Raw genomic sequence first — 20,204 nt, forward strand, 5'->3', positions numbered from 1 at the left:
GCGGCTCGGCCTTCATCGTGCTGATCCGCGCCATGGTGGCCGACGTGGCCGACGAACTGCGGCTGGAGACCGGCCGGGAGCGGGCCGGCGTGCTCTACGCCCTGGTGACCCTGACCCAGAAGCTGGGCTCGTCCCTGGCCGTGACCATCATCTACCCGATCCTCGACATGGTCGGGTTCATCCCCAAGCCCGGCGCGGTGAACACACCGGCGGCCATCCGCGGCCTGGAGATGTGCTACGTCTTCGCGCCGATCGTCCTGGTGGTCATCGGCTCGGCTTGCCTGATCGGCTACAAGCTCGACTCCAAGCGGCAGAGCGAAATCCGCACGGCCCTGGAAGACCTCGAAGCGCGCAACTTCGCCGCGTCCATCGAGGTCATGGGCGGCCCCGGGGAGAACATCGCCGCGCGGGCTAGCTGATCAGCCGGCGCGCAATGTCCATGAAGACGTGGGCGGCCGGGCTGTCCGGCTTGGAGGCCACCAGCGGCTCGCCGTCGTCGCAGGCCTGACGCAGCGCCACGTCGATGGGCGCCTGGCCCAGCAGGGGCACGCCGAGCGCCTGGGCCTCGCGCGCCGCGCCGCCCTCGCCGAAGATCGGGATTCGCGCGCCGGTGGCGGGATCGGGGAACCAGGACATGTTCTCCACCACGCCCAGGATCGAGGCGCCGGTCTTGCGGAACATGGTGGCCGCGCGGCGGGCGTCGATCAGCGCGATCTCCTGCGGCGTCGAGACGATCACCACCCCGTCGAGCTGCAGCTTCTGGACCAGGGTAAGCTGTATGTCGCCGGTGCCGGGCGGCAGGTCGATGACCAGCACGTCCAGCGGGTCCTCCGCGGTGCCCCAGACGCTGTTCATCAGGGTGCGCAGGGCGGAAGACGCCATCGGCCCGCGCCAGATGTTGGCCGTGCCGTCCTCGACGATGAAGCCGATGGACATGACCTTCACGCCCCAGGCCATCAGCGGGATCAGCCGCTTCTCCTCGTCGAAGGTCGGCTCCTCGTGCTTGATGCCCATCATGTGCGGGGCCGAGGGGCCGTAGATGTCGGCGTCCAGCAGGCCGGCCTTCAGGCCCAGCCGCGCGAAGGCCGCCGCCAGGTTCACCGCCACGGTGGACTTTCCGACCCCGCCCTTGCCGCTGGCGATGGCGATCACCTTTCCGACGAAGGGCGGGCGCTCGGCCTCGCCCATGGGCGAAAGCTTCGCCTGCGGATCCTCCTGCACGCGCGCGGTCGGGCGGCGGCGCGGGGCGAGGTCGAACTGGGCGCCGGCGCTCTCGGCGGTCAGCACCACCTGGGCTGTGGCGACGCCGGGCACGGCGGCCATGGCCTTCTCGGCCGCGTCGCGGACCGGGGCGTAGAGCCCGGCGTCGGCCGCCGGGATCTCCATCATGAAGGCCGCCTTCTCGCCGCGGATCGTCAGGCCGCGGACCAGACCCGCCGTCGTCAGTCCCTGGCCGGACTTCGGGTCGCGCACGGCGTCCAGGGCGGCCAGGATCGCGGCTCTATCGGGGGCGGGCTGTTCGCTCATGACGCCTTAAGCTTGCTTTGACGGAGGCTGGGTCTCATATCCATGGACCGCGCCGGCCTTATATGGGCGCTGGGCCTGGATCGACCATAACAAAGCCCAAAGCGTAAGAACAAAGACCGACCCGGCAAATGCCCTGGAACGACAACGCCAATCCCGGCCCCTGGGGCTCCCCGCCCTCGGGCGATGACGGTGAGCGCAAGGATTCGCCTCAGCGCCGGCCGGGTGGCGGCGGGCGCGGGCCCAGCCGTCCCGGCGGCCCGGACCTGAACGCCGGCATGGAGCGCCTGCGCGAGCGGCTGCAGGCGCTGTTCGGCGGCGGCGGGCGCGGCGTGCAGCCGGGCGTCATCGCCGTGGTCGCCGGCGCGGCCTTCGCGCTCTGGGCGCTCTCGGGCCTCTACCAGGTCGGGCCCAACGAACAGGCGGTGGTCACCACCTTCGGGGCCTATTCGCGCTCCGAGGCGCCGGGCCTGCGCTACCACCTGCCCTATCCGATCGAGGCGGTGGAGAAGGTGCCGGTCACCAGCCTGCAGCGCCTCGACATCGGCGGCGGCGGAACGGCCGACAGCGATGTGCCGCAGGAAAGCCTGATGCTGACCAGCGACCAGAACATCGTCGACCTCAATTTCAGCGTCACCTGGCGGGTGGCGGACGCCAGGAGCTACGTCTTCGCGACCCGCAATCCGGAAGAGGCGGTCAAGGCCGTCGCCGAGAGCGCAATGCGCGAGGTGATCGGCAAGACCCTGCTGGACTCCATCTTCACCAACGGCCGCGGCAAGGTGCAGTTGGAGACCGCCGACCTGATGCAGAAGACCCTGGACAGCTGGGGCGCCGGCATCCGGGTGGTCGAGGTGCAGATCCGCGCCGTGAACCCGCCGCAGGAAGTGGTCGCCGCCTTCCGCGACGTGAGCAACGCCCAGCAGGACGCCTCCACCGCCGTCAACGAGGGCGAGACCTACTCCAACCGCGTGGTCAACGAGGCCAAGGGCGACGCGGCCAAGATCGTCCAGTCCGCCCAGGGCTATCGCGAGCAGTCGGTGCGCACCGCCACCGGCGACGCGGCCCGCTTCAACTCGATCTACAACGAGTACAGGCGCGCGCCCCAGGCCACCCGCGACCGGCTCTATCTGGAGACCATGGAGCGCGTCCTGGCCGCCTCCAACAAGGTGGTGATCTCCGGCAAGGGCGTGACCGCCCCCGTGATCCTGCCGCCCGACGTCTTCCGCCCGCGCAGCGGCCCGGCCGCGGCCCAGCCGCAGGCCCCCGTGCAGGTCGCGCCGGCGCAGCAGCAGCAGCAGCAGCAACAACCGGCGCCGTCGGGAGCGTACCAATGAGCCGCTCCACGCCCCTGTTCCTCTGGCTGATCCTGGGCTTCGTGGCCTTGATCGTGGTCGCCAACACCCTGTTCGTCGTCGACCAGCGCGAGGAGGCCCTCGTCCTGCGGTTCGGCGAGCCGGTGCGGGTGATCCACGCCCCCGGCCAGCCGGGCGCGGGGCTCAACATCAAGCAGCCTTTCGTCGAGAACGTGATCAAGTTCGACCGCCGCAACCTGGCGCTCGAGGCCGACCAGGAAGAGATCATCGACGCCGACCAGCAGCGGCTCGTGGTCGACGCCTTCCTGCGCTACCGCATCTCCGACCCGTTGCAGTACTACCGCACCCTGCGCAACGAGCAGATCGCCCAGGACCGCCTGGAGCGGCTGGTGAACTCGTCGCTGCGCCAGGTGCTGGGCTCCACCACCCAGTCGGACATCATCTCCGCCCGCCGCGACCAGTTGATGCAGCAATCCAAGCTGGACGTGGCCCGCCGGGCCAAGGAATCGCGCCTGGGGATCGAGGTCATCGACCTGCGCATCAAGCGCGCCGACCTGCCCGAGGCCAACCGGGTCTCGGTCTATCGCCGCATGCAGACCCAGCGCCAGCAACAGGCCGCCCAGATCCGCGCCCACGGCGAGCAGCAGAAGCGCGAGATCATCGCCACCGCCGACAAGCAGGTGGCGATCACCCTGGCCGACGCCCAGCAGATCGGCGAGACGACCCGCGGCGAAGGCGACGCCCTGCGCACCCGCATCTTCGCCCAGGCCTACGGCAAGGACCCCAGCTTCGCGGCCTTCTATCGCTCGATGCTGGCCTATGAGGCGGGCCTGGGCCAGGGCGACACCACCCTGGTGCTCTCGCCCGACAGCGCCTTCTTCAAATACTTCGAGCAAGGGCCCAACGCGGGCGCCGGCGGCGCCAAGCGCTGATGCCGACGCTCGTCCGGCCGGACCTGGCCTACATGGCCAGCTACGTCGACGCCCTGCACGAAGGCTATTCGCGCGACAGCCTGCGGCCCGAGAGCCCGGGGCTGATCGCCCAGATCGCCCGCGAACCCGAATGGTTCGTCCGCCTGGTCAACAATCCGCCGACCACCATCGTCCTGCCCGACGCGACCCTGGGCGAGCGCGTGCCGGAGACCGAGCTCTGGTGGACCGAGGGCGATCGGTTCCTGGGCTCGGCCAGCGTGCGCCATCGGCTGAACGAAATTCTGGAGAAATGGGGCGGCCACATCGGCTATTCGGTCCGTCCCGCCGCCCGCGGCCAGGGCCACGCCACGGCCCTGCTGGCCGCGATGCTGGACCACGTGCGCGCCAACCTGCCGCTGGAACGCGTGACCCTGACGGTCAACCTGAACAACCCCGCCTCCATGCGGGTGATCGAGAAGAACGGCGGCGTCTTCCGCGACGAGGTCCCGCACCCCTGGGTCGAGGGCGACATCGGCCGGCGCTACTGGATCGTGCTGCGCTAATCCCCTTTGAACCGCTCTTCCCGGCGAAGGCCGGGATCCAGATGGAATGACTCAGACGCGCACTCTTTGGGCTCAGAGCCCCTCCGATCAGCCATCGTGCTTTGAGATCTGGATCCCGGCCTTCGCCGGGACGAGCGGCTTGGGTATGGGCTCATGGGGCGCACTGCGCCTCCAGCAGCTCGCGCACCTCATGCAGGTCGCGGGCGATGCGGACGGTGAGGGTGCGCATCTCCTCGGTGGGGTCGAGCATGTCGGGGACCATGATGGTCATCATCCCCGCGGCGCTGGCGGAGCGCACGCCGTTGTGGCTGTCCTCCAGGGCCAGGCAGTCGGCGGGATCGACGCCCAGGGCCTCCGCCGCCTTCAGGAACGGTTCGGGGTGCGGCTTGCCCTGCGTCTGGACGTCCCGTGGGATCAAGGCCTGGAAACGGTCGAGCAGGCCGTGCGGCGTGAGGTTCCGCCGGATGGCCTTGAGGCTGGACGAGGTGGCGATGGCCCGCGGCACACCGGCGCGGTCGAGATAGTCGACGATTTCCAGGACCCCGGCCTTCAGCGCGACGCCCGCATTGCGTTCTTCGTCGGCGTAGACGCGCACGGCCCTCGACCAGGCCTCAAGGTCGAAGCCCGGGCCGAAATGCTCCACCACGATGAGGTCGGAGTCCGTATCCTGCAGGCCCACCATCCGCTGGAAGACGGAGAACGGGATCTCAGCCCCGATGTCGGCGCTGGCCCGCTCCATGGCGTGGAAGATCAGGGTTTCGGTGTCGACCAGCAGGCCGTCCATATCGAAGACGACAGCTTTGACGGTGCGCGGCAGGTTCATGGGGCGGACTAAGCGGAGTCGGCTCGGCAAGCCAAATCAAGGCGGACTTCAGTCTGTAACGAAGGCGTCTTCCGAGTAGCCCTGGAAATAGAGCAGGGTCGTGAGGTCGGTGTGCTCGATCCGCGCGTCGGCCCGCGCGGCCACGATCGGCTTGGCGTGGTAGGCGACGCCCAGGCCCGCGGCCTCGATCATCGCCAGGTCGTTGGCGCCGTCGCCGATCGCCAGGGTCTCGGAAAGCGGGATGTCGCGAGCCTTGGCCTCCTCCATCAGCGCCGCCAGCTTGGCCTCGCGCCCCAGGATCGGCTCGCCGACCCGGCCGGTGAGCGCGCCGTCCGCATCCTCGAGGATGTTGGCCCGGTGGGCGTGGAACAGCGCCGCCTGCGCCACGCGGCTCGTGAAGAAGGAAAAGCCGCCGCTGACCAGCACGCAGCGCGCGCCGTTGGCCGCCATGGTCCGCACCAGGGTCCGCGCCCCGGGGTTCAGCCGCACCCGCTCGTCATAGGTGGCTTGCAGGGCCGTCACCGGCAGGCCCTTCAGCATCGCCACCCGCTCGCGCAACGCGCCCTCGAAGGCCAGCTCGCCGCGCATGGCCCGCTCGGTGATCGCCGAGATTTCCGCCTTCAGCCCGGCGAAGTCGGCCAGTTCGTCCAGGCACTCGACATTGATGATGGTCGAATCCATGTCGGCCACCAGCAGCCGTTTTTTCCGGCCCGCCACCGGCTGGACGCACCAGTCGAGCGCCTGGCCGGCCATGGGCTCCTCGAGCGCCGCGCGCACCGCCGCCAGGTCCGGCGCCTCCAGGAAAACGTCGGTGGCGGCGCTCTCGCCGGCGTCCAGCTTGCGCGACGACGTCCCCTTCGCGCCCACGCTCGCGAAGATCTCGCGCAGCGCCAGCGAGAAAGCGCCTGCGTTGGGCGGCGCAACAACGGTAAGAACCAGATCCATGGCGCCCCGCATCTGGCTGATCGCCGGTCCCACCGCAAGCGGCAAGTCCGCGCTCGCCCTGCGCCTCGCCGAGGCCACAGGCGCCGAGATCGTGGGCGCCGACTCCATGCAGCTCTATGCCGACCTGCGCCAACTCACCGCTAGGCCTTCGCCAAAGGACGAGGCGCGCAGGCCGCACCACCTGTTCGGGACGGTGGACGCCGCCGACGCCTGGTCGGTGGGCCGCTGGCTGCGGGCGGCCCATGAGGCGCTGGCCGCCATCGCCGCGCGGGGCCGCCCCGCCGTGGTGGTCGGCGGCACCGGCCTCTACTTCCGCGCCCTCACCCGAGGCCTGGCCGAGGCGCCGGAAATCCCGCCGGAGGTTCGCCGCCAGACCGCCGCCGACTACGACGCCCTGGGACACGACGCCTTCCGAGACCGCCTCGCCGGGGCCGATCGGGCGGCGGCGGCCCGCATCGAGGTCAATGACCGCCAGCGCCTGAGCCGGGCCTGGGAAGTGTTCGCCGCCACCGGCCGGCCCCTGACCGCCTGGCAGGCCGACAACGCCCTCGCCCTCCCCGCCGGCGCCTGGAGCGCGATCGCCCTCGAGCCGCCGCGCGAGGCGCTCTACGCCCGTTGCGACGCCCGCCTGGCGGCCATGCTGGAAACCGGCGTCCTGGACGAAGTCGCCGCCTTCGCCGCGCGCGGTCTCGACCCCGCCCTGCCGCTGATGAAGGCCGTGGGCTTCCGCGAACTGGCCGCCCACCTGCGCGGCGAGGCGTCGCTGCTCGACGCGCTCGCCGCCGCCCAGCAGCAGACCCGCAACTACGCCAAGCGCCAGACCACCTGGATGCGCGGCCAGATGGCCGGCTGGCCCCGCCTGACCGAAATCGACCCCGAAGGACAGTGGGGGCAGTTTCTTGCTCTTAACCCCGCCTTGACGCCCTAGGCGCAGCATGCGAAACGCCTGATCCAGTCCTTCTAGGAAAATCTCGTGCGCACCATCCTTGTACTCGTAAGGCGGCCCGCCACGGTCTGAGATCCGCTCAGTCCGTCAACGGTCGCTTGCACCAGGCCCCCCGTGGGCCTTTTTTATTGCCCAAACCAGAGCCGACGCCATGACCGCCCACACGCCCACCATTGAAGCCGAAACCACCACCCTGTCCGGGGCCGAAATGGTCGTGCGGGCGCTTATCGACCAGGGCGTCGAGGTGCTCTTCGGCTATCCGGGCGGCGCGGTGCTGCCGATCTATGACGCCCTGTTCGCCGAGCCGCGGCTGCAGCACGTGCTGGTCCGCCACGAGCAGGGCGCGACCCATGCGGCGGAGGGCTATGCCCGCTCCACCGGCAAGCCCGGCGTGGTGCTGGTCACCTCCGGCCCCGGGGCCACCAATGCCGTCACCGGCATCGTCGACGCCCTGATGGACTCCATCCCGCTGATCGTCATCACCGGCCAGGTCGCGACCCACCTGATCGGCACCGACGCCTTCCAGGAATGCGACACCATCGGCATCACCCGGCCGTGCACCAAGCACAACTACCTGGTGAAGGACGTGGCCGACCTGCCGCGCATCCTGCACGAGGCCTTCCATATCGCCACCTCCGGCCGCCCCGGCCCGGTGGTCATCGACATCCCGAAGGACGTGCAATTCGCCAAGGGCGCCTATCAGGGGCCGGCCGAGGTCAAGCACGTCCACAACTACGCGCCGCGCACCAAGGGCGACCCGGCCCGCATCGCCGAGGCCGCGGCGATGATCGCCAAGGCCCGCCGGCCGATCCTCTACACCGGCGGCGGGGTGATCAACGCCGGGCCGGAAGCCGCCAAGCTGCTGCGCGAGTTCGCCGAGCTGACCGGCGCGCCGGTCACCTCGACCCTGATGGGCCTGGGCGCCTATCCGGCGTCGAGCCCGCAGTGGCTGGGAATGCTGGGGATGCACGGCTCCTTCGAGGCCAACAACGCCATGCACGACTGCGACGTGATGGTGGCCATCGGCGCGCGGTTCGACGACCGGGTGACCGGCCGCCTCGACGCCTTCGCCCCCGGCTCACGCAAGATCCACATCGACATCGACGCCTCGTCGATCGGCAAGAACGTGCGCACCGACATCGGCATCGTCGGCGACGCGGGTTCGGTCCTGGCCGACCTGATCGAAATCTGGAAGTCCAAGGCCTATGGGCTGGATCAGCGCGCCATGGCCGACTGGTGGAAGCAGATCGACGCCTGGCGGGCCCGGGACTCCTTCCGCTATGCGCCGGACGCCAAGCTGATCAAGCCGCAGTACGCCATCCAGCGGCTCTACGAGGCGACCAAGGACAGGGACGTCTACATCACCACCGAGGTCGGCCAGCACCAGATGTGGGCCGCCCAGTTCTACCGCTTCGAGGAGCCCAACCGCTGGATGACCTCCGGCGGCCTGGGCACCATGGGCTACGGCCTGCCGGCCGCGGTCGGCGTGCAGATGGCCCACCCGGGCAGCCTGGTCATCGACATCGCCGGCGACGCCAGCGTGCAGATGACCATGCAGGAGATGTCGACGGCCGTGCAGTACGGCCTGCCGATCAAGATCTTCATCCTCAACAACGAGTGGATGGGGATGGTGCGCCAGTGGCAGCAGCTGCTGCACGGCGAGCGCTACTCGCACTCCTACTCCTCGAGCCTGCCCGACTTCGTGAAGCTGGCCGAAGCCTACGGCGGCGTCGGCTTCCGCGCCGAGCACCCCGACGAACTGGACGGCCTGATCGCCGAGATGATCGCGGTGGACAAGCCGGTGATCTTCGACTGCCGGGTCACCAAGGAAGAGAACTGCTTCCCGATGATCCCCTCCGGCAAGGCGCACAACGAGATGATCATGGCCGAGGAAGCCCGCGACCTGGGCTCGATCATCGACGACGCGGGCAAGCGGCTGGTGTGAGCAACGGCTGGGGCTAGCGAGCCCCCAGCCGCACCATCACCTCGCGGGGGATCTGGTAGTCGGCGACGATCTGGGCGCGGTCGCGCAGGCCCATGACCTCGCGCTGAACGAAGTAGCACCAGACCGCATCGGCGGCCTTCTTCAGCACCTCGGCGCGGCCCTCGCCCTCGTGAGCGCGCAAGGCCGCCAGCGCCGCCTCGGCCTTGCGGCCCATCCGCCCCAACGCGGCGGCCTGTTCCTCCGCCACCTCGTGCTGGAAGGCGGCCTCGGCCCCCTCGCCCGACGGGCGCCTCAGCAGGTTGAACAGCATCTCACGCGACGGCATGGCCCCCATGTTGGCGCCATGCCGCCGCCGCGCAAGCTTGACCGTTGACGGCCCTACTTTTGTTCCACTAATGTTCTCGCAAGGGGGCGACGATGCACAACCTGCTGCTGCGGGCATACCATCGCTGGGATACGAAGCGGCGCATTCGCCGCTTCGGCTGGACGGCGATCTACGTCGGCGACTATCAGTCCGCGCCGACCTGGGCCTACACGATCGGGTTTCACGCCTCCCTGGGCGCCCCTGAGGTCATCGTATTCGATGTCCCGATGGCGTCGGCCAATGGGCTCTTTCATGAAATCTACAACGATCTCAAGGCGGGAAAGCTCGTTATGCGCGACAAGGAGGCGTGGCGGCCCGGAGAGTTCGAGCATCCCCTCATCTGGCGCGAAGTGCACCCCAGCCGCCTCTACGACAACGATCCTGAGAACCCGTGGCTGGGCCTGGCCGAGGATTTTGCGACAATCCTCGCGCCCGAAAAGGGGCCTATCGCGGCCTTCCAGTTGGTGATTTCCGACCCCGACGGCCATTTCCCGTGGGAGCCGCAGTACGACGAACGTCTGCGGCCCCTCCAGCGGGAGCTTTATCTTCCAACCGGCACTGCCGGCGGCTAGCCGCCGTAGAAGAACCGCTCCTCGGCGATCTTTCCGTCCTTGAGCGTGTAGACGGCCATCTCGTCCATGGTGATCCGCTGGCCGCTGGCCTTCTGGGTGATATCCATCTTGAAGCGGACCACGAACTGGTCGCCGTTGACGTAGGGGCCCTCGACCTCGACGCCGTGGACGTCGTGGTTGGCGGTCCACCACTCGCCCTTGCCGCGGGCCGCGTCGATGCCGCGGCTGACCGGGTCGCCGCCGCCCGGGGCGCCGGCCTCGACGCTGACCACGTCGGCGGCCCAGTACTTCTCGCCGCTCTCGGCGAACTTGCCCTGCTTGCACAGCGCGACCAGATCGTTGGCGATCTCGTGAGTGGTCATGACGAACTCCCTTGCCTAGCTTGTGGGTCCAATCCTGCGCCGCCCCGATGACGGTCCGGCGTCAGGCCCCCAGTGAAGACGCGCCGTGGGGCGCGAATGCGACACCGACGTTCTAGCCGCCGCTCGTGACAGCGTGCTGGCAGCAGCGCGGCGGCCAAGGCTATAAGGCGGCCATGACCGACACCGCCCAGCCCGCATCCGTCTACGACCTGGCCCACTCCGAGGAGGTCGAGAACCTGGCGACCTTCGCCGTGCTGGTCGACAACGAGCCCGGGGTGCTGCACCGACTGGTCGGGCTGTTCGCGGCGCGCGGCTACAATATCGAGAGCCTGACGGTGGCCGAGACCGACCGTAAGGCCCACACCAGCCGCGTGACCATCGTCACCCGCGGCACGCCCCAGGTCCTGACCCAGATCGAGGCCCAGCTCACCAAGATGGTCTCCACCCGCCACGTGCAGGACGTGACCCGCGACCCCAACGGCCTGGAGCGCGAACTGGCCCTGATCAAGGTCAGGGGCTCGGGCGCCGAGCGCGTGGAGGCGCTGCGCGTGGCCGACATCTTCCGCGCCCGGGTGATCGACACCACCCACACCAGTTTCGTCTTCGAGCTGACCGGCGCGCCCTCCAAGATCGACAAGTTCGCCGACCTGATGCGCCCGCTGGGGCTGGTGGAGATCTCCCGCACCGGGGTGCTCTCCATTCAGCGCGGCGTCGAGGTGCTGTAGAGGCCGGGCCCTACGCCGCCATCGCCTGGGCCTGCGCCTGCGCCGCCTCGGCCGCCATCTGGGCGCGAACCCGCCGTTCCACGATCAGCCGGACCGTGACGAACTGCACGCCGAACAGCCCGAGCTTCGAGGCCATCGGGACCACCGCCACGAAGGCCGGCCACAGGGCCGGAAAGCGCCAGGCTACGATCAGGTTGGCGGCGGCGGTCAGGAACATCAGGCCCGCCCAGACGTAGCCGAACCCGATCATCAGCGGCGCGCCGTGCTCGCCCGCGACCGGCGGCAGGTAGCGCAGCATCCAGCCACGCTTCAGCATCACCGCCCCGATGGCGAGATAGATGATGCTGGGCTTGACCATCAGGAAGCGCAGGTCGTTGGTCATGACGCCGAGCGTCCCGAACACCACCACGAGGCCGAGCGACGCCCATTGCAGCATCTCGACCTTGCGCTTCAGCAGGACCTGGACCGTCACCTGCGCCACGCCCACCAGCAGGGCCGCGGCCGTCGCGGCCCGCACGTCCACCTTCAGCGCCACCAGCACCGCGAAGACGATGGTGGGCAGGAAGTCCGAGATCAGCGGGCGCGCCGCGAAGAGGAGGCCGTTCATGCGAAAACTCCAAGGAAAACCGATGCCTGGGAACCTACCGCCAGCCGCCTCGGCGGCCCAGGCCGCTCACGAAGCCCGCGCGGCGATTGGCGGAAAATCGCCCGCCGTCCACGCTTCGCGAACGAACGAGCACTTCAGTTCTTAACCCGCGCGGCCTATATTGCCGGCGTCAGGGCTTGCTCTGACTATGGAGATAAACGCGCACGCAATAAGCGGACTGGACCCGGGTGCGATTCCCGGCGGCTCCACCATTCTTCTCCCGGGTATCGCCGGGCCCAACTCTGGGATGGAAGTGAGGGGCCGATCAGCATCGACAGACGTGTAAAGGTGTTGCTTTCTTCCGGCCTGACCCACCGTTCCGGGTCTTAAACTAACTGCGAACGATAACTTCGCTGGAGAAGTCCGCCTGGCCGCGTAAGCGGTTCGACGGTTCTCAATCTAAGTCCTAGGGGTTCAGATCCTTAGGCGGGGCCCGGGAGGCGCCTGCCAACAGAAGCCTCCCACTTCATCACCGCGCACCCCATCTATGAAAGCAGCCACGAACCGGCTTTGCGCCTCGCGGCGCAAGCGCTAGGTTCGCGCACCTTCGTTGGAGACCCCATGGCCCAGGACCCGCCGGCCCAGGACTTGATGCGCTATGAGGCGATGGCCCAGGATGCGTTGCGCGGGGTCGTGAAGACCGCGCTGAAGCGCGCGGCCGCGCCCGAAGGCCTGCCCGGCGCGCACCACTTCTACATCACCTTCAAGACCGACGCCCCGGGCGTGTCGGGTCCGCCGGACCTGCTCGGCAAGTACCCCGACGAAATGACCATCGTCCTGCAGCACCAATACTGGGACCTGGCGCCGGGCGAGACCTTCTTCTCGGTGACCCTGCAGTTCGGCGGCCAGCCCAAGCGGCTTTCCGTGCCCTACGCGGCCGTCACCCGCTTCTACGACCCGAGCGTGCAGTTCCTGCTGCAGTTCGAGCCGCCGGTCGCCGCCGAGGCCAAGGCGGCCGAGCCGGAGGCCAAGGCCGCCGCCGGCGCCGACCCCGACGCGCCGCCCGCCGACGGCGAGGCCAAGGTCGTCTCCCTCGATCAGTTCCGCAAGAAATGAGCCGCCCCTGATGGACGACGTCGCCAGCGCCGACCCGCTGACCCTCACCGACGCTGAAATCCTGGAGCGCTTCCAGCGCACCAAGAACCAGCCCACCGGCTCCCAGACCCTGGGCTTCAGGATGCTCTCGGTGAGCCAGGCGACGAAAACCGTCGAGGTGGAGTTCGAGGCCCGCGCCGAGCTGCTGCTGAACCCGATGAAACAGATCCAGGGCGGCTACCTCTGCGCGATGCTGGACGAGTGCATGAGCGTGGCCTGCATGGTGGCCTCGGGCATGACCGCGGTAGCCCCGACGCTGGAGATGAAGACCAGCTTCTTCCGCCCGGGCGCACCGGGAAAGCTGCGCGGCGTCGGGCGGGTGGCCAAGTGGGGCCGCCAGGTGGCCTTCACCGAGGGCGAGCTCTACGACGCCGACGGCCGCCTGCTGGCCAAGGCCACCGGCACCGCCATCCCCACGCCGTTCCAGAACTACAAGAAGTAGCGATGCGGCGGATGGCGCGCCTGGTGTGGCTGATCGGCGCTCTGCTGGTCGGCGCGCTCGGCCTTGCGTCCGCCGCGTCCGCCTCGCCGTTCAGCGACTGGAGCTGGGTGGTCGTGGCCGGCGACTGGCACGCCCACTCCGGCGGCCCGTCCGAGGCCTTCGACAACACCCGCCGCGACGTGATCCATGAGTTCGAGCAGGCGGGCTTCGACCCGGCCAACCTCAAGCAGTTCTCGGTGCGGCCGGAGCGCTATCCCGGCGTGGCCCTGATCAAGTCCGAGCCGCAGGCGATCTACGACGCCCTGGCCGACCTGACCCAGAAGGCCACCGGCGGCTGCCTGGTCTATTTCAGCTCGCACGGCGCGCCGATGGGCGTGGTGGTCGACCAGGAATTCCTTCCCCCCGGCGTGCTGGCGCACATGGTCGACACCACCTGCGGCAAGCGGCCAACGGTGGTGATCATGTCGGCCTGCTTCTCGGGCGTCTTCGTGCCGCCGCTGGCGGGACCCAACCGCATGGTGCTGACCGCCGCCCGGCCCGACCGCTCGTCATTCGGCTGCGGCGAGGCCGACAAGTACCCCTACTTCGACCAGTGCGTGCTGGAGACCCTGCCTAAGGTCGGCAACTTCGCGGTCCTGGGGACCGCGGTGCAGGCCTGCGTCGCCGCGCGCGAGACCCGGGAAGGGATGAAGCCGCCGTCCGAGCCGCAGCTCTTCATCGGCGCGGCGCTCAAGCCCATGCTGCCGTTCTACTCGCTCGCCTCGGGCGGGCCGAAGGGGAACTGACGCGCCTTCGACGAGCGTCCGGCCGCGTTGCAAGCTTGGAATGAATCACCGCGGCGCCTACAACCGGGCGAGCGTTCCGCTCCGGTCTCCAGGGTTCTCGATGCGGTCCATCGTCTTCGCCGTCGCCGCAGCCGCTTTGTTGCTCTCGCCCCAGGCCGGCGCGTTTGCGCAGGACGAAGGCGCGCCGCCTGCAAAGCACGCCGCCCCCGCCGCCAATCTGCCCAGGGCGCCGATCCCCTACGTCAAGCTGCAGCCCAAGCCCGCCAAGCCGAAGCCGAAGCCGGCGGCCACGACGCCATCCGCAGCGCCGCCGCCGCCCGCCCCGCCAAAGTCGGCGCCTGCGGCGCTGCCTGCCGACGAAGCCATCGCCCCCGCGACACCCGCGCTGCCGCCTCCGCTGCAGCCGCAGCCGCAGCCGCAGCCGGCCGCGCGGGCCGTCCCGACCGGGCGGCTCGCCGCCGGCCAGGCCATTCCGCCCGCCGAGCTTGAGGCTTTCGCCGATGGGCTGCTGAAAGACGCCATGGCCCGCGAGCACATCGCCGGGGCCACGGTTTCGGTGGTGCAGAACGGCCAGGTGATCCTGAAGAAGGGCTACGGCTTCGCCAGCCTCAATCCACAGCGGGCGGTCGATCCGGACCGGGCCCTGTTCCGCCTGGGCTCGATCTCCAAGACCTTCACCTGGATCGCCCTGATGAAGGAGGTCGAGGCCGGCCGCATCCGCCTGAACCAGCCGGTGAACCTCTACCTGCCGGAAAAGGCGCAGGTGAAGGACCAGGGCTACGACCAGCCGGTCCGCGTGGCCAACCTGATGGACCACTCGGCGGGCTTCGAGGACCGCGCGCTGGGCCAGCTCTTCGAGCGCAACTACGACCGCGTGCGCCCGATCGACCTCTACCTTCGCCAGGAGCGGCCCAAGCGCGTCCATCCGCCGGGCGCGGTCTCCAGCTATTCGAACTACGGCGCGACGCTCGCCGGCGAGGCGGCGACCTACACCGCCGGCAAGCCCTACGAGCGGCTGGTCGAGGACGAGATCATCAATCCCCTGGGCATGGCCCACACCACCTTCCGCGAGCCGCACGAGCCCAAGGCCGGCCTGCCCGCCCCGATGCCCGCGTCGCTGGTGGGCGACATCTCCGACGGCTACCGCTGGACGCCCCTGGGCTTCGCGCCCCGCGACTATGAGTTCATCGGCCAGATCGCCCCGGCCGGCGCCGGCTCCTCCACGGCCGGCGACATGGCCCGCTACATGCTGATGCAGCTTGCCGGCGGCCAGTTCGGCGGCGCGACCGTCTACGGCCCCGTCACGGCCCAGGCCTTCCGTACGCCCTTGCGCAAGACCCCGGTGGGGATCAACGGCTGGGCGCACGGCTTCATGGTCTTCGACCTGCCCGGCGGTCACCGCGGTTACGGCCACGGCGGCGCGACGCTGTCGTTTTTCTCCAACATGGTGGTGGTCCCCGACCTGAACCTCGGCGTCTTCATCTCCACCAACACCGCCACCGGCCGGCCGCTGGTGACCCGCTTCCCGGAGCGGATCGTGCAGCACTTCTACGCCCCGCCCGAGCCGTTCCCGCGGGCCGGATCGCCGGAGCTCGCCCAGCGCGCGGGCGACTTCGCGGGCTACTACCTGACCACCCGGCGCGCCTATTCCGGCCTGGAGGGCTTCGTCGACCAGTTGAACGGCGCCGCGACCGTCGAGGTCAGCCACGGCGGCCAACTGGCGATCAGCGACGCGGCCGGTGTGCGCGCGTTCGTGCCCGAGGGCCCGTTGGACGAGGGCCGCTTCATCGCGTCCCAGGGCTCGGAACGGATCGCCTTCGACTTCGCCGACGGCGCCGCGCGGGCCTTCCACGTGGCCAACGGGACCCAGGTCTTCGAGCGCGCGCCGGTCTGGCGCCAACCGAGGACGCTGGCCGGGCTGACGGCGCTCGCAGCCAGTGCGGCGCTGATCACCCTGATCGGCATCGGGGTGCGCAACCGCCGCGAGTTCCGCGAGAACCAGATCCAGACCCGCGCCAGCCTGGTGCAGAACATCCAGGCGGTGCTGTGGCTGGTCGCGCTCGGCCTGTTCGGCCTGTGGATCTCCAAGAGCGGCGATCAGGCGCAGATGATGTACCGCTGGCCCGGCGCCCTGATGATCACCGCCTCGGCCTGCGCCCTGGTGGCCGCGGGCCTGACCGCCACCACCTTCATCGTCCTGCCCGCGATCTGGCGGGGCGGCCGGCGGGTGGATTCCTGGACCCACCTTCGCAAGGCCTTCTTCACCCTCACCGTCCTGATCTACGCCGCCTTCTCGACGGACCTGGCCCTGTGGGGCGCGCTCAGCCCCTGGAGCGGTTGAGGCAGAGTTCGTTTCCCGTTCGGCGGATCGAGCCGACCGACCAAGCTGCACCAATCGCCGCCCGTCTAAACCCCGCGTTTACCAAGCACTGGGTAAATCCTGCCTAGCGGTAGGCAATGACAGTTCGCCCGCCCGCGAATTGGGGTTTTTCGGAAGGGCTCGGCGTTGAACCAGATCCTGGCTGCGCTTCAGAGGTTCGGCATCGGACGACTGGCGGCGATCCTCGGGATCGGCGCGGGCGTCGCCGCGGCCCTGTTCTTCGTGACCTCCGGCCTGGGGCAGCCCAAGGCCCTGCTCTATTCCAACCTCGACCTCAAGGAGGCCGGCTCGATCACCCAGGCGCTCGACCAGGGGAACATCAAATATGAGGTCAAGGGCGACGGCTCGACCATCCTGGTGCCGCGCGACCAGGTCGCCTCCACCCGGCTGATGCTGTCGTCCAAGGGCCTGCCGACCGCCGCCTCCGTCGGCTACGAGATCTTCGACAACAGCAACGCCATGGGCCAGACGGACTTCGTCCAGCAGCTCAACCGCCAGCGCGCCCTGGAGGGCGAGCTCGGCCGCACGATCATGAGCCTGGACGGCATCACCTCGGCCCGCGTCCACCTGGTGCTGCCCAAGCGCCAGTTGTTCGAGGAAGAGGCCGAGCAGCCGTCCGCCTCGGTCTCCGTCGGCGTCGGTGGGCGCGAACCCGGCCCCGACCAGGTGCGCGCCATGCAGAACCTGGTGGCCGGCGCCGTACCCAACCTGAAGCCCGACCGCGTCACCGTCATCGACCAGCACGCCAAGACCCTCTCCGGCGGCGAAACCGGCATGGCCGCCGAGGCCGACGGCCGCAAGACCGAGGTCGAGCAGCGCATCGCCAAGCAGTTGAAGACCCTGGTCGAGGGCATCGTCGGGGTCGGCAAGGCCCGCGTGAACGTCAGCGCCGACGTCGACATGGCTCACGTCACCACCCAGAAGGAAGCCTTCGATCCGGACGGCCAGGTCGTCCGCTCGGAAAGCACCACCGACGAGAATTCCAAGGAAGGGACCGCCGGCCAGGGGACCCAGGCCTCGGCCGCGGCCAAGATGCCGGGCGGGACCGGGATCGACCCGGGCGCGGACTCCAGCAACGCCAGCGGCAAGCAGGAATCGACCACCAACTACGAGATCACCAAGACCGTCACGACCCAGGTCACCGAGCCGGGCGCGGTCAAGAAGATTTCCGTCGCCGTCGCCGTCGACGGCGCCTATGGCCCGCCCGACAAGAAGGGCAAGCCCGGGCCCTACACGCCGCGCTCGGCCGCCGAGATCGCCCAGATCGAGACGCTGGTGCAGGCCGCGGTCGGCTACGACCAGGCGCGCGGCGACGTGGTCAAGGTGGTCAACGTCAAGTTCCCGACCGCCGAGGACCCGGACGGCGTCACCGCCGCCAACCCGCTGATGGGCTTCGACAAGAACGACGTCATGCGCGCCGCCGAGTTGGGGGTGATGGGCGTCGTGGCGATCCTGATGATGCTGTTCATCGTCCGCCCGCTGCTGCGCGGCGCCCTGGGCGGCGGAGGCCCGATGGCCATGGTCGGCGGCCCCGGCGTGACGCGCATGGTCACCAGCCCCGACGGCCAGCCGATGCAGATCACCGTCGACCCGATCACCGGCCAGCAGATGCTGCCGGCTCCGCTCAACGAGGGCCTCGAGCAGAAGATCGACATCGCCCGCATCGAGGGCCAGGTGAAGGCCAGCTCCGTCAAGCGGGTGGCCGAGTTCGTCGACAAGCACCCGGATGAATCGGTCTCGATCATCCGTAGCTGGCTGCATGAATCCGCATGAACGCACGGGCGAAATCCAAGGGCATCTCCGACGCCGGCAAGCTGACCGGGCCTGAAAAGGCCGCCGTGGTCCTGCTGGCGCTGGGCGAGGACCACGCCGGCGTCTGGCGCGGCCTGGACGAGGAGGAGATCAAGGTGATCTCCCAGGCCATGGCCGGTCTCGGCCAGGTCACCTCCCAGGTCGTCGAGGACCTCCTGGTGGAATTCGTCTCGGGCATGGGCGGCGGGGCCATCACCGGCTCGGTGGAGCTCACCCAGAAGCTGCTCTCGTCGATCATGCCGGGCGAGAAGGTCGACACCCTCATGGAGGAGATCCGCGGTCCGGCGGGTCGCACCATGTGGGACAAGCTCGGCAACGTGAACGAGGCCGTTCTCGCCAACTATCTGAAGAACGAATACCCGCAGACCGTCGCGGTGGTGCTGTCGAAGATCAAGTCCGAGCACGCCGCGCGGGTGCTCACCTGCCTGCCCGAGGACTTCGCGCTGGAATGCGTCACCCGCATGCTGCGCATGGAGCCGGTGCAGCGCGAGATCCTCGACAAGATCGAGCAGACGCTGCGCACCGAGTTCATGTCCAACCTGGCGCGCACCTCCAAGCGCGACAGCCACGAGATGATGGCCGACATTTTCAACGCCTTCGACCGCCAGACCGAGACCCGCTTCATCACCGCCCTGGAGGAACGCAACCGCGAGGCGGCCGAGCGCATCCGCGCCCTGATGTTCGTGTTCGAAGACCTCTCCAAGCTCGATCCGGGCGGCGTGCAGACCCTGCTGCGCTCGGTCGAGAAGGATCAGCTTGCGCTGGCGCTGAAGGGCGCCTCCGACAGCCTGCGCGACATGTTCTTCTCCAACATGAGCGAGCGCGCCGCCAAGATCATGCGCGAGGACATGGAGACCATGGGTCCGGTCCGCCTGCGCGAGGTCGAGCAGGCGCAGATGACCATGGTGCAGTCCGCCAAGGACCTGGCCAACAAGGGCGAGATCGTCCTGGTCGGCGCCGGCGGCGACGACGACGAGCTGGTGTACTGATGACCGTCTCCGCCCCCAAAGGTCCGGTCGAAAAATTCGGCTTCGATACGATTTTCGAGGCCACCGGCGAGGTGCTGTTCGCATCGCCCCGGCCCAAGCGCACCTTCACCGCCGACGAGGTCGAGCAGATCAGGCGCGCGGCGGAAGCGGCGGGCGAGGCCCGCGCCATGGCCGGCATCGCGAACCGCCAGGCCGAGGCGCTGGGCGTCATCGGCCGCGCCGCCCAACAGGCGCTGCCGGGCCTGGCCGCGGTGGCCCACGAACATCGCGTCGGTTCCGCCGAGCTGGCGCTGGCCTGCGCGCGGGCCATTTCGGCCGCCGCGCTCGACAGGTTCCCGCAGGCCCCGGTCCGCGCCGCCCTGGAAGCGCTGGCCCGCGAGATCGAGGCCGCGCCGCGCCTGATCGTCACCGCCGAGCCGGAGCTGCTGGAGGGGCTGCAGGCCGTGCTGGAAGAGACCGCCCAGGCTGTGGGCTATCCAGGCGCGATCCAGGTCCGCGCCACGCCCGGCGTCGGCCCGCACGCCTTCACCCTCGACTTCGGCGACGGCTCGGCGAGCTTCGATCCCGCCGCCGCCGCCGACCGCGTCGCCCAGGCCCTGCACGCGGCGCTCGCCGCCGAGGGCCTGCACGCCGAACCCCTGATCCCTGGCGGCGGAACCCCCGCTCCAGGCACCCGAGAGCCCTGAAAGCCAGGCCATGTCCGAAACGCCAGATCCCGAAACCTCCGAAGAGCTGAAGCTGGACGAGTTCGCCCAGGGCGAGGGCCCGCTCGCCGAGACGATGAGCGACGAGGAGAAGATCGCCACCGACCTGGCGCCGGTCTTCGACGTCCCGGTGAACATCTCCGCCGTGCTCGGCCGCGCCAGCCTCTCGGTCGCCCAGTTGCTGCAGCTCGGCCAGGGCAGCGTCCTGGAGCTCGACCGCAAGGTCGGCGAGGCCATCGACATCTATGTGAACAATCGCCTGGTCGCCCGCGGCGAGGTCGTCATCGTCGACGAGCGCCTGGGCGTGACCATGACGGAAATCATCAAGGACGGTGACAACGCAGCCTGACGGCGGCGG

22 protein-coding genes and 1 other RNA gene are annotated in these 20,204 nt (G+C 69.4%); 17 read left to right on the forward strand and 6 right to left on the reverse strand.

Annotated features, from left to right (window positions below):
- The coding region (locus VNW53_RS11790; RefSeq protein WP_325555860.1) for an MFS transporter at positions 1–419 on the forward strand (419 nt) is incomplete at its 5' end.
- Here VNW53_RS11790 and VNW53_RS11795 read toward each other — a convergent pair.
- Positions 412–1,527 carry an Mrp/NBP35 family ATP-binding protein gene (locus VNW53_RS11795; protein ID WP_325555861.1) on the reverse strand — a complete coding sequence of 372 codons (1,116 nt, stop codon included), beginning with the start codon at positions 1,525–1,527 and terminating at the stop codon, positions 412–414. The two genes, VNW53_RS11790 and VNW53_RS11795, sit on opposite strands and share 8 nt — an antisense overlap.
- A gap of 128 nt (positions 1,528–1,655) precedes the next feature.
- Here VNW53_RS11795 and hflK point away from each other — a divergent pair, with 128 nt between their 5' ends.
- The 3 genes from hflK to VNW53_RS11810 are packed head-to-tail and all read left to right on the forward strand — an operon-like array spanning position 1,656 to position 4,311.
- Positions 1,656–2,858 carry an FtsH protease activity modulator HflK gene (gene hflK / locus VNW53_RS11800; RefSeq protein ID WP_325555862.1) on the forward strand — a complete coding sequence of 401 codons (1,203 nt, stop codon included), beginning with the start codon at positions 1,656–1,658 and terminating at the stop codon, positions 2,856–2,858.
- Positions 2,855–3,769, forward strand: a complete 915-nt coding sequence (locus VNW53_RS11805) for a protease modulator HflC (RefSeq protein WP_325555863.1) — start codon at positions 2,855–2,857, stop codon at positions 3,767–3,769. The genes hflK and VNW53_RS11805 overlap by 4 nt, the downstream gene beginning before the upstream one ends.
- Positions 3,769–4,311: a GNAT family N-acetyltransferase gene (locus VNW53_RS11810; protein WP_325555864.1), complete on the forward strand. Its 543-nt coding sequence runs from the start codon at positions 3,769–3,771 to the stop codon at positions 4,309–4,311. Before VNW53_RS11805 ends, VNW53_RS11810 begins: the two co-directional genes overlap by 1 nt.
- A 151-nt stretch (positions 4,312–4,462) precedes the next feature.
- Here VNW53_RS11810 and VNW53_RS11815 read toward each other — a convergent pair whose 3' ends face one another.
- Positions 4,463–5,134 carry an HAD family phosphatase gene (locus tag VNW53_RS11815; protein ID WP_325555865.1) on the reverse strand — a complete coding sequence of 224 codons (672 nt, stop codon included), beginning with the start codon at positions 5,132–5,134 and terminating at the stop codon, positions 4,463–4,465.
- 48 nt (positions 5,135–5,182) lie between these two features.
- On the reverse strand, positions 5,183–6,079 hold the full coding sequence (gene serB / locus VNW53_RS11820; RefSeq protein ID WP_325555866.1) for a phosphoserine phosphatase SerB: 897 nt from the start codon (positions 6,077–6,079) through the stop codon (positions 5,183–5,185).
- Between serB and miaA the strand changes: the two genes are divergently transcribed.
- Together miaA and VNW53_RS11830 are read left to right on the forward strand one after the other, a co-directional pair.
- Positions 6,078–7,007: a tRNA (adenosine(37)-N6)-dimethylallyltransferase MiaA gene (miaA, locus tag VNW53_RS11825; RefSeq protein ID WP_325555867.1), complete on the forward strand. Its 930-nt coding sequence runs from the start codon at positions 6,078–6,080 to the stop codon at positions 7,005–7,007. The two genes, serB and miaA, sit on opposite strands and share 2 nt — an antisense overlap.
- 169 nt (positions 7,008–7,176) lie before the next feature.
- A complete protein-coding gene (locus VNW53_RS11830) occupies positions 7,177–8,970 on the forward strand; it encodes an acetolactate synthase 3 large subunit (protein ID WP_325555868.1) in 1,794 nt (597 codons plus the stop codon).
- 13 nt (positions 8,971–8,983) lie between these two features.
- On the opposite strand, the gene VNW53_RS11835 is transcribed toward VNW53_RS11830, so the two are convergent.
- Positions 8,984–9,295 carry a DUF6665 family protein gene (locus tag VNW53_RS11835; protein WP_325555869.1) on the reverse strand — a complete coding sequence of 104 codons (312 nt, stop codon included), beginning with the start codon at positions 9,293–9,295 and terminating at the stop codon, positions 8,984–8,986.
- A 92-nt stretch (positions 9,296–9,387) separates the two neighbouring features.
- Here VNW53_RS11835 and VNW53_RS11840 point away from each other — a divergent pair, with 92 nt between their 5' ends.
- Positions 9,388–9,906, forward strand: coding sequence for a DUF4262 domain-containing protein (locus VNW53_RS11840; RefSeq protein ID WP_325555870.1), 519 nt, complete (start codon positions 9,388–9,390; stop codon positions 9,904–9,906).
- Here VNW53_RS11840 and VNW53_RS11845 read toward each other — a convergent pair.
- Positions 9,903–10,268 (reverse strand): nuclear transport factor 2 family protein, encoded by a 366-nt coding sequence (locus VNW53_RS11845; protein ID WP_325555871.1) that lies wholly within the window; start codon positions 10,266–10,268, stop codon positions 9,903–9,905. The two genes, VNW53_RS11840 and VNW53_RS11845, sit on opposite strands and share 4 nt — an antisense overlap.
- Before the next feature lie 173 nt (positions 10,269–10,441).
- On the opposite strand from VNW53_RS11845, the gene ilvN reads away from it, so the two are divergent.
- A complete protein-coding gene (gene ilvN / locus VNW53_RS11850; RefSeq protein ID WP_325555872.1) occupies positions 10,442–10,993 on the forward strand; it encodes an acetolactate synthase small subunit in 552 nt (183 codons plus the stop codon).
- 10 nt (positions 10,994–11,003) lie between these two features.
- Here ilvN and VNW53_RS11855 read toward each other — a convergent pair whose 3' ends face one another.
- Positions 11,004–11,600, reverse strand: coding sequence for an inner membrane-spanning protein YciB (locus VNW53_RS11855; RefSeq protein WP_325555873.1), 597 nt, complete (start codon positions 11,598–11,600; stop codon positions 11,004–11,006).
- A gap of 129 nt (positions 11,601–11,729) precedes the next feature.
- Here VNW53_RS11855 and ssrA point away from each other — a divergent pair.
- The 9 genes from ssrA (at position 11,730) to fliN (ending at position 20,195) form a co-directional block, all read left to right on the forward strand.
- Positions 11,730–12,105, forward strand: a transfer-messenger RNA (tmRNA) gene (ssrA, locus tag VNW53_RS11860).
- Between the two features lie 95 nt (positions 12,106–12,200).
- Entirely contained in the window at positions 12,201–12,695 is a 495-nt protein-coding gene (locus tag VNW53_RS11865; RefSeq protein WP_325555874.1) for an SspB family protein, read from the forward strand.
- Between the two features lie 10 nt (positions 12,696–12,705).
- Positions 12,706–13,176 carry a PaaI family thioesterase gene (locus VNW53_RS11870; RefSeq protein ID WP_325555875.1) on the forward strand — a complete coding sequence of 157 codons (471 nt, stop codon included), beginning with the start codon at positions 12,706–12,708 and terminating at the stop codon, positions 13,174–13,176.
- A 2-nt stretch (positions 13,177–13,178) separates the two neighbouring features.
- Positions 13,179–13,961: a C13 family peptidase gene (locus tag VNW53_RS11875; RefSeq protein WP_325555876.1), complete on the forward strand. Its 783-nt coding sequence runs from the start codon at positions 13,179–13,181 to the stop codon at positions 13,959–13,961.
- A 100-nt stretch (positions 13,962–14,061) separates the two neighbouring features.
- The gene (locus VNW53_RS11880) at positions 14,062–16,302 is read left to right on the forward strand and encodes a serine hydrolase domain-containing protein (protein ID WP_325555877.1); all 2,241 of its coding nucleotides are present in this window, start codon (positions 14,062–14,064) and stop codon (positions 16,300–16,302) included.
- A gap of 165 nt (positions 16,303–16,467) precedes the next feature.
- Entirely contained in the window at positions 16,468–18,114 is a 1,647-nt protein-coding gene (gene fliF / locus VNW53_RS11885; RefSeq protein ID WP_325555878.1) for a flagellar basal-body MS-ring/collar protein FliF, read from the forward strand.
- Positions 18,111–19,142: a flagellar motor switch protein FliG gene (gene fliG / locus VNW53_RS11890; protein ID WP_325555879.1), complete on the forward strand. Its 1,032-nt coding sequence runs from the start codon at positions 18,111–18,113 to the stop codon at positions 19,140–19,142. Before fliF ends, fliG begins: the two co-directional genes overlap by 4 nt.
- The gene (locus VNW53_RS11895) at positions 19,142–19,828 is read left to right on the forward strand and encodes a flagellar assembly protein FliH (RefSeq protein ID WP_325555880.1); all 687 of its coding nucleotides are present in this window, start codon (positions 19,142–19,144) and stop codon (positions 19,826–19,828) included. The genes fliG and VNW53_RS11895 overlap by 1 nt, the downstream gene beginning before the upstream one ends.
- Positions 19,829–19,838: 10 nt before the next feature.
- Positions 19,839–20,195 (forward strand): flagellar motor switch protein FliN, encoded by a 357-nt coding sequence (fliN, locus tag VNW53_RS11900; protein ID WP_414693277.1) that lies wholly within the window; start codon positions 19,839–19,841, stop codon positions 20,193–20,195.
- Positions 20,196–20,204 lie beyond the last annotated feature (9 nt).

This window comes from Phenylobacterium sp. (assembly GCF_035569475.1).
In the GTDB taxonomy this organism is placed as follows: Bacteria; Pseudomonadota; Alphaproteobacteria; order Caulobacterales; family Caulobacteraceae; genus Phenylobacterium.

Excerpts from the sequence above, each read along its gene's own strand:
- VNW53_RS11870 (WP_325555875.1), top strand. The coding sequence starts at position 12,706 with ATGGACGACGTCGCCAGCGCCGACCCGCTGACCCTCACCGACGCTGAA.
- VNW53_RS11845 (WP_325555871.1), bottom strand. The coding sequence starts at position 10,268 with ATGACCACTCACGAGATCGCCAACGATCTGGTCGCGCTGTGCAAGCAG.
- ilvN (WP_325555872.1), top strand. The coding sequence starts at position 10,442 with ATGACCGACACCGCCCAGCCCGCATCCGTCTACGACCTGGCCCACTCC.
- VNW53_RS11855 (WP_325555873.1), bottom strand. The coding sequence starts at position 11,600 with ATGAACGGCCTCCTCTTCGCGGCGCGCCCGCTGATCTCGGACTTCCTG.
- VNW53_RS11835 (WP_325555869.1), bottom strand. The coding sequence starts at position 9,295 with ATGCCGTCGCGTGAGATGCTGTTCAACCTGCTGAGGCGCCCGTCGGGC.
- VNW53_RS11880 (WP_325555877.1), top strand. The coding sequence starts at position 14,062 with ATGCGGTCCATCGTCTTCGCCGTCGCCGCAGCCGCTTTGTTGCTCTCG.
- serB (WP_325555866.1), bottom strand. The coding sequence starts at position 6,079 with ATGGATCTGGTTCTTACCGTTGTTGCGCCGCCCAACGCAGGCGCTTTC.
- VNW53_RS11840 (WP_325555870.1), top strand. The coding sequence starts at position 9,388 with ATGCACAACCTGCTGCTGCGGGCATACCATCGCTGGGATACGAAGCGG.
- fliN (WP_414693277.1), top strand. The coding sequence starts at position 19,839 with ATGTCCGAAACGCCAGATCCCGAAACCTCCGAAGAGCTGAAGCTGGAC.
- VNW53_RS11830 (WP_325555868.1), top strand. The coding sequence starts at position 7,177 with ATGACCGCCCACACGCCCACCATTGAAGCCGAAACCACCACCCTGTCC.
- VNW53_RS11795 (WP_325555861.1), bottom strand. The coding sequence starts at position 1,527 with ATGAGCGAACAGCCCGCCCCCGATAGAGCCGCGATCCTGGCCGCCCTG.
- miaA (WP_325555867.1), top strand. The coding sequence starts at position 6,078 with ATGGCGCCCCGCATCTGGCTGATCGCCGGTCCCACCGCAAGCGGCAAG.
- VNW53_RS11815 (WP_325555865.1), bottom strand. The coding sequence starts at position 5,134 with ATGAACCTGCCGCGCACCGTCAAAGCTGTCGTCTTCGATATGGACGGC.
- hflK (WP_325555862.1), top strand. The coding sequence starts at position 1,656 with ATGCCCTGGAACGACAACGCCAATCCCGGCCCCTGGGGCTCCCCGCCC.
- VNW53_RS11895 (WP_325555880.1), top strand. The coding sequence starts at position 19,142 with ATGACCGTCTCCGCCCCCAAAGGTCCGGTCGAAAAATTCGGCTTCGAT.
- VNW53_RS11805 (WP_325555863.1), top strand. The coding sequence starts at position 2,855 with ATGAGCCGCTCCACGCCCCTGTTCCTCTGGCTGATCCTGGGCTTCGTG.
- VNW53_RS11810 (WP_325555864.1), top strand. The coding sequence starts at position 3,769 with ATGCCGACGCTCGTCCGGCCGGACCTGGCCTACATGGCCAGCTACGTC.
- fliG (WP_325555879.1), top strand. The coding sequence starts at position 18,111 with ATGAACGCACGGGCGAAATCCAAGGGCATCTCCGACGCCGGCAAGCTG.
- VNW53_RS11865 (WP_325555874.1), top strand. The coding sequence starts at position 12,201 with ATGGCCCAGGACCCGCCGGCCCAGGACTTGATGCGCTATGAGGCGATG.
- VNW53_RS11875 (WP_325555876.1), top strand. The coding sequence starts at position 13,179 with ATGCGGCGGATGGCGCGCCTGGTGTGGCTGATCGGCGCTCTGCTGGTC.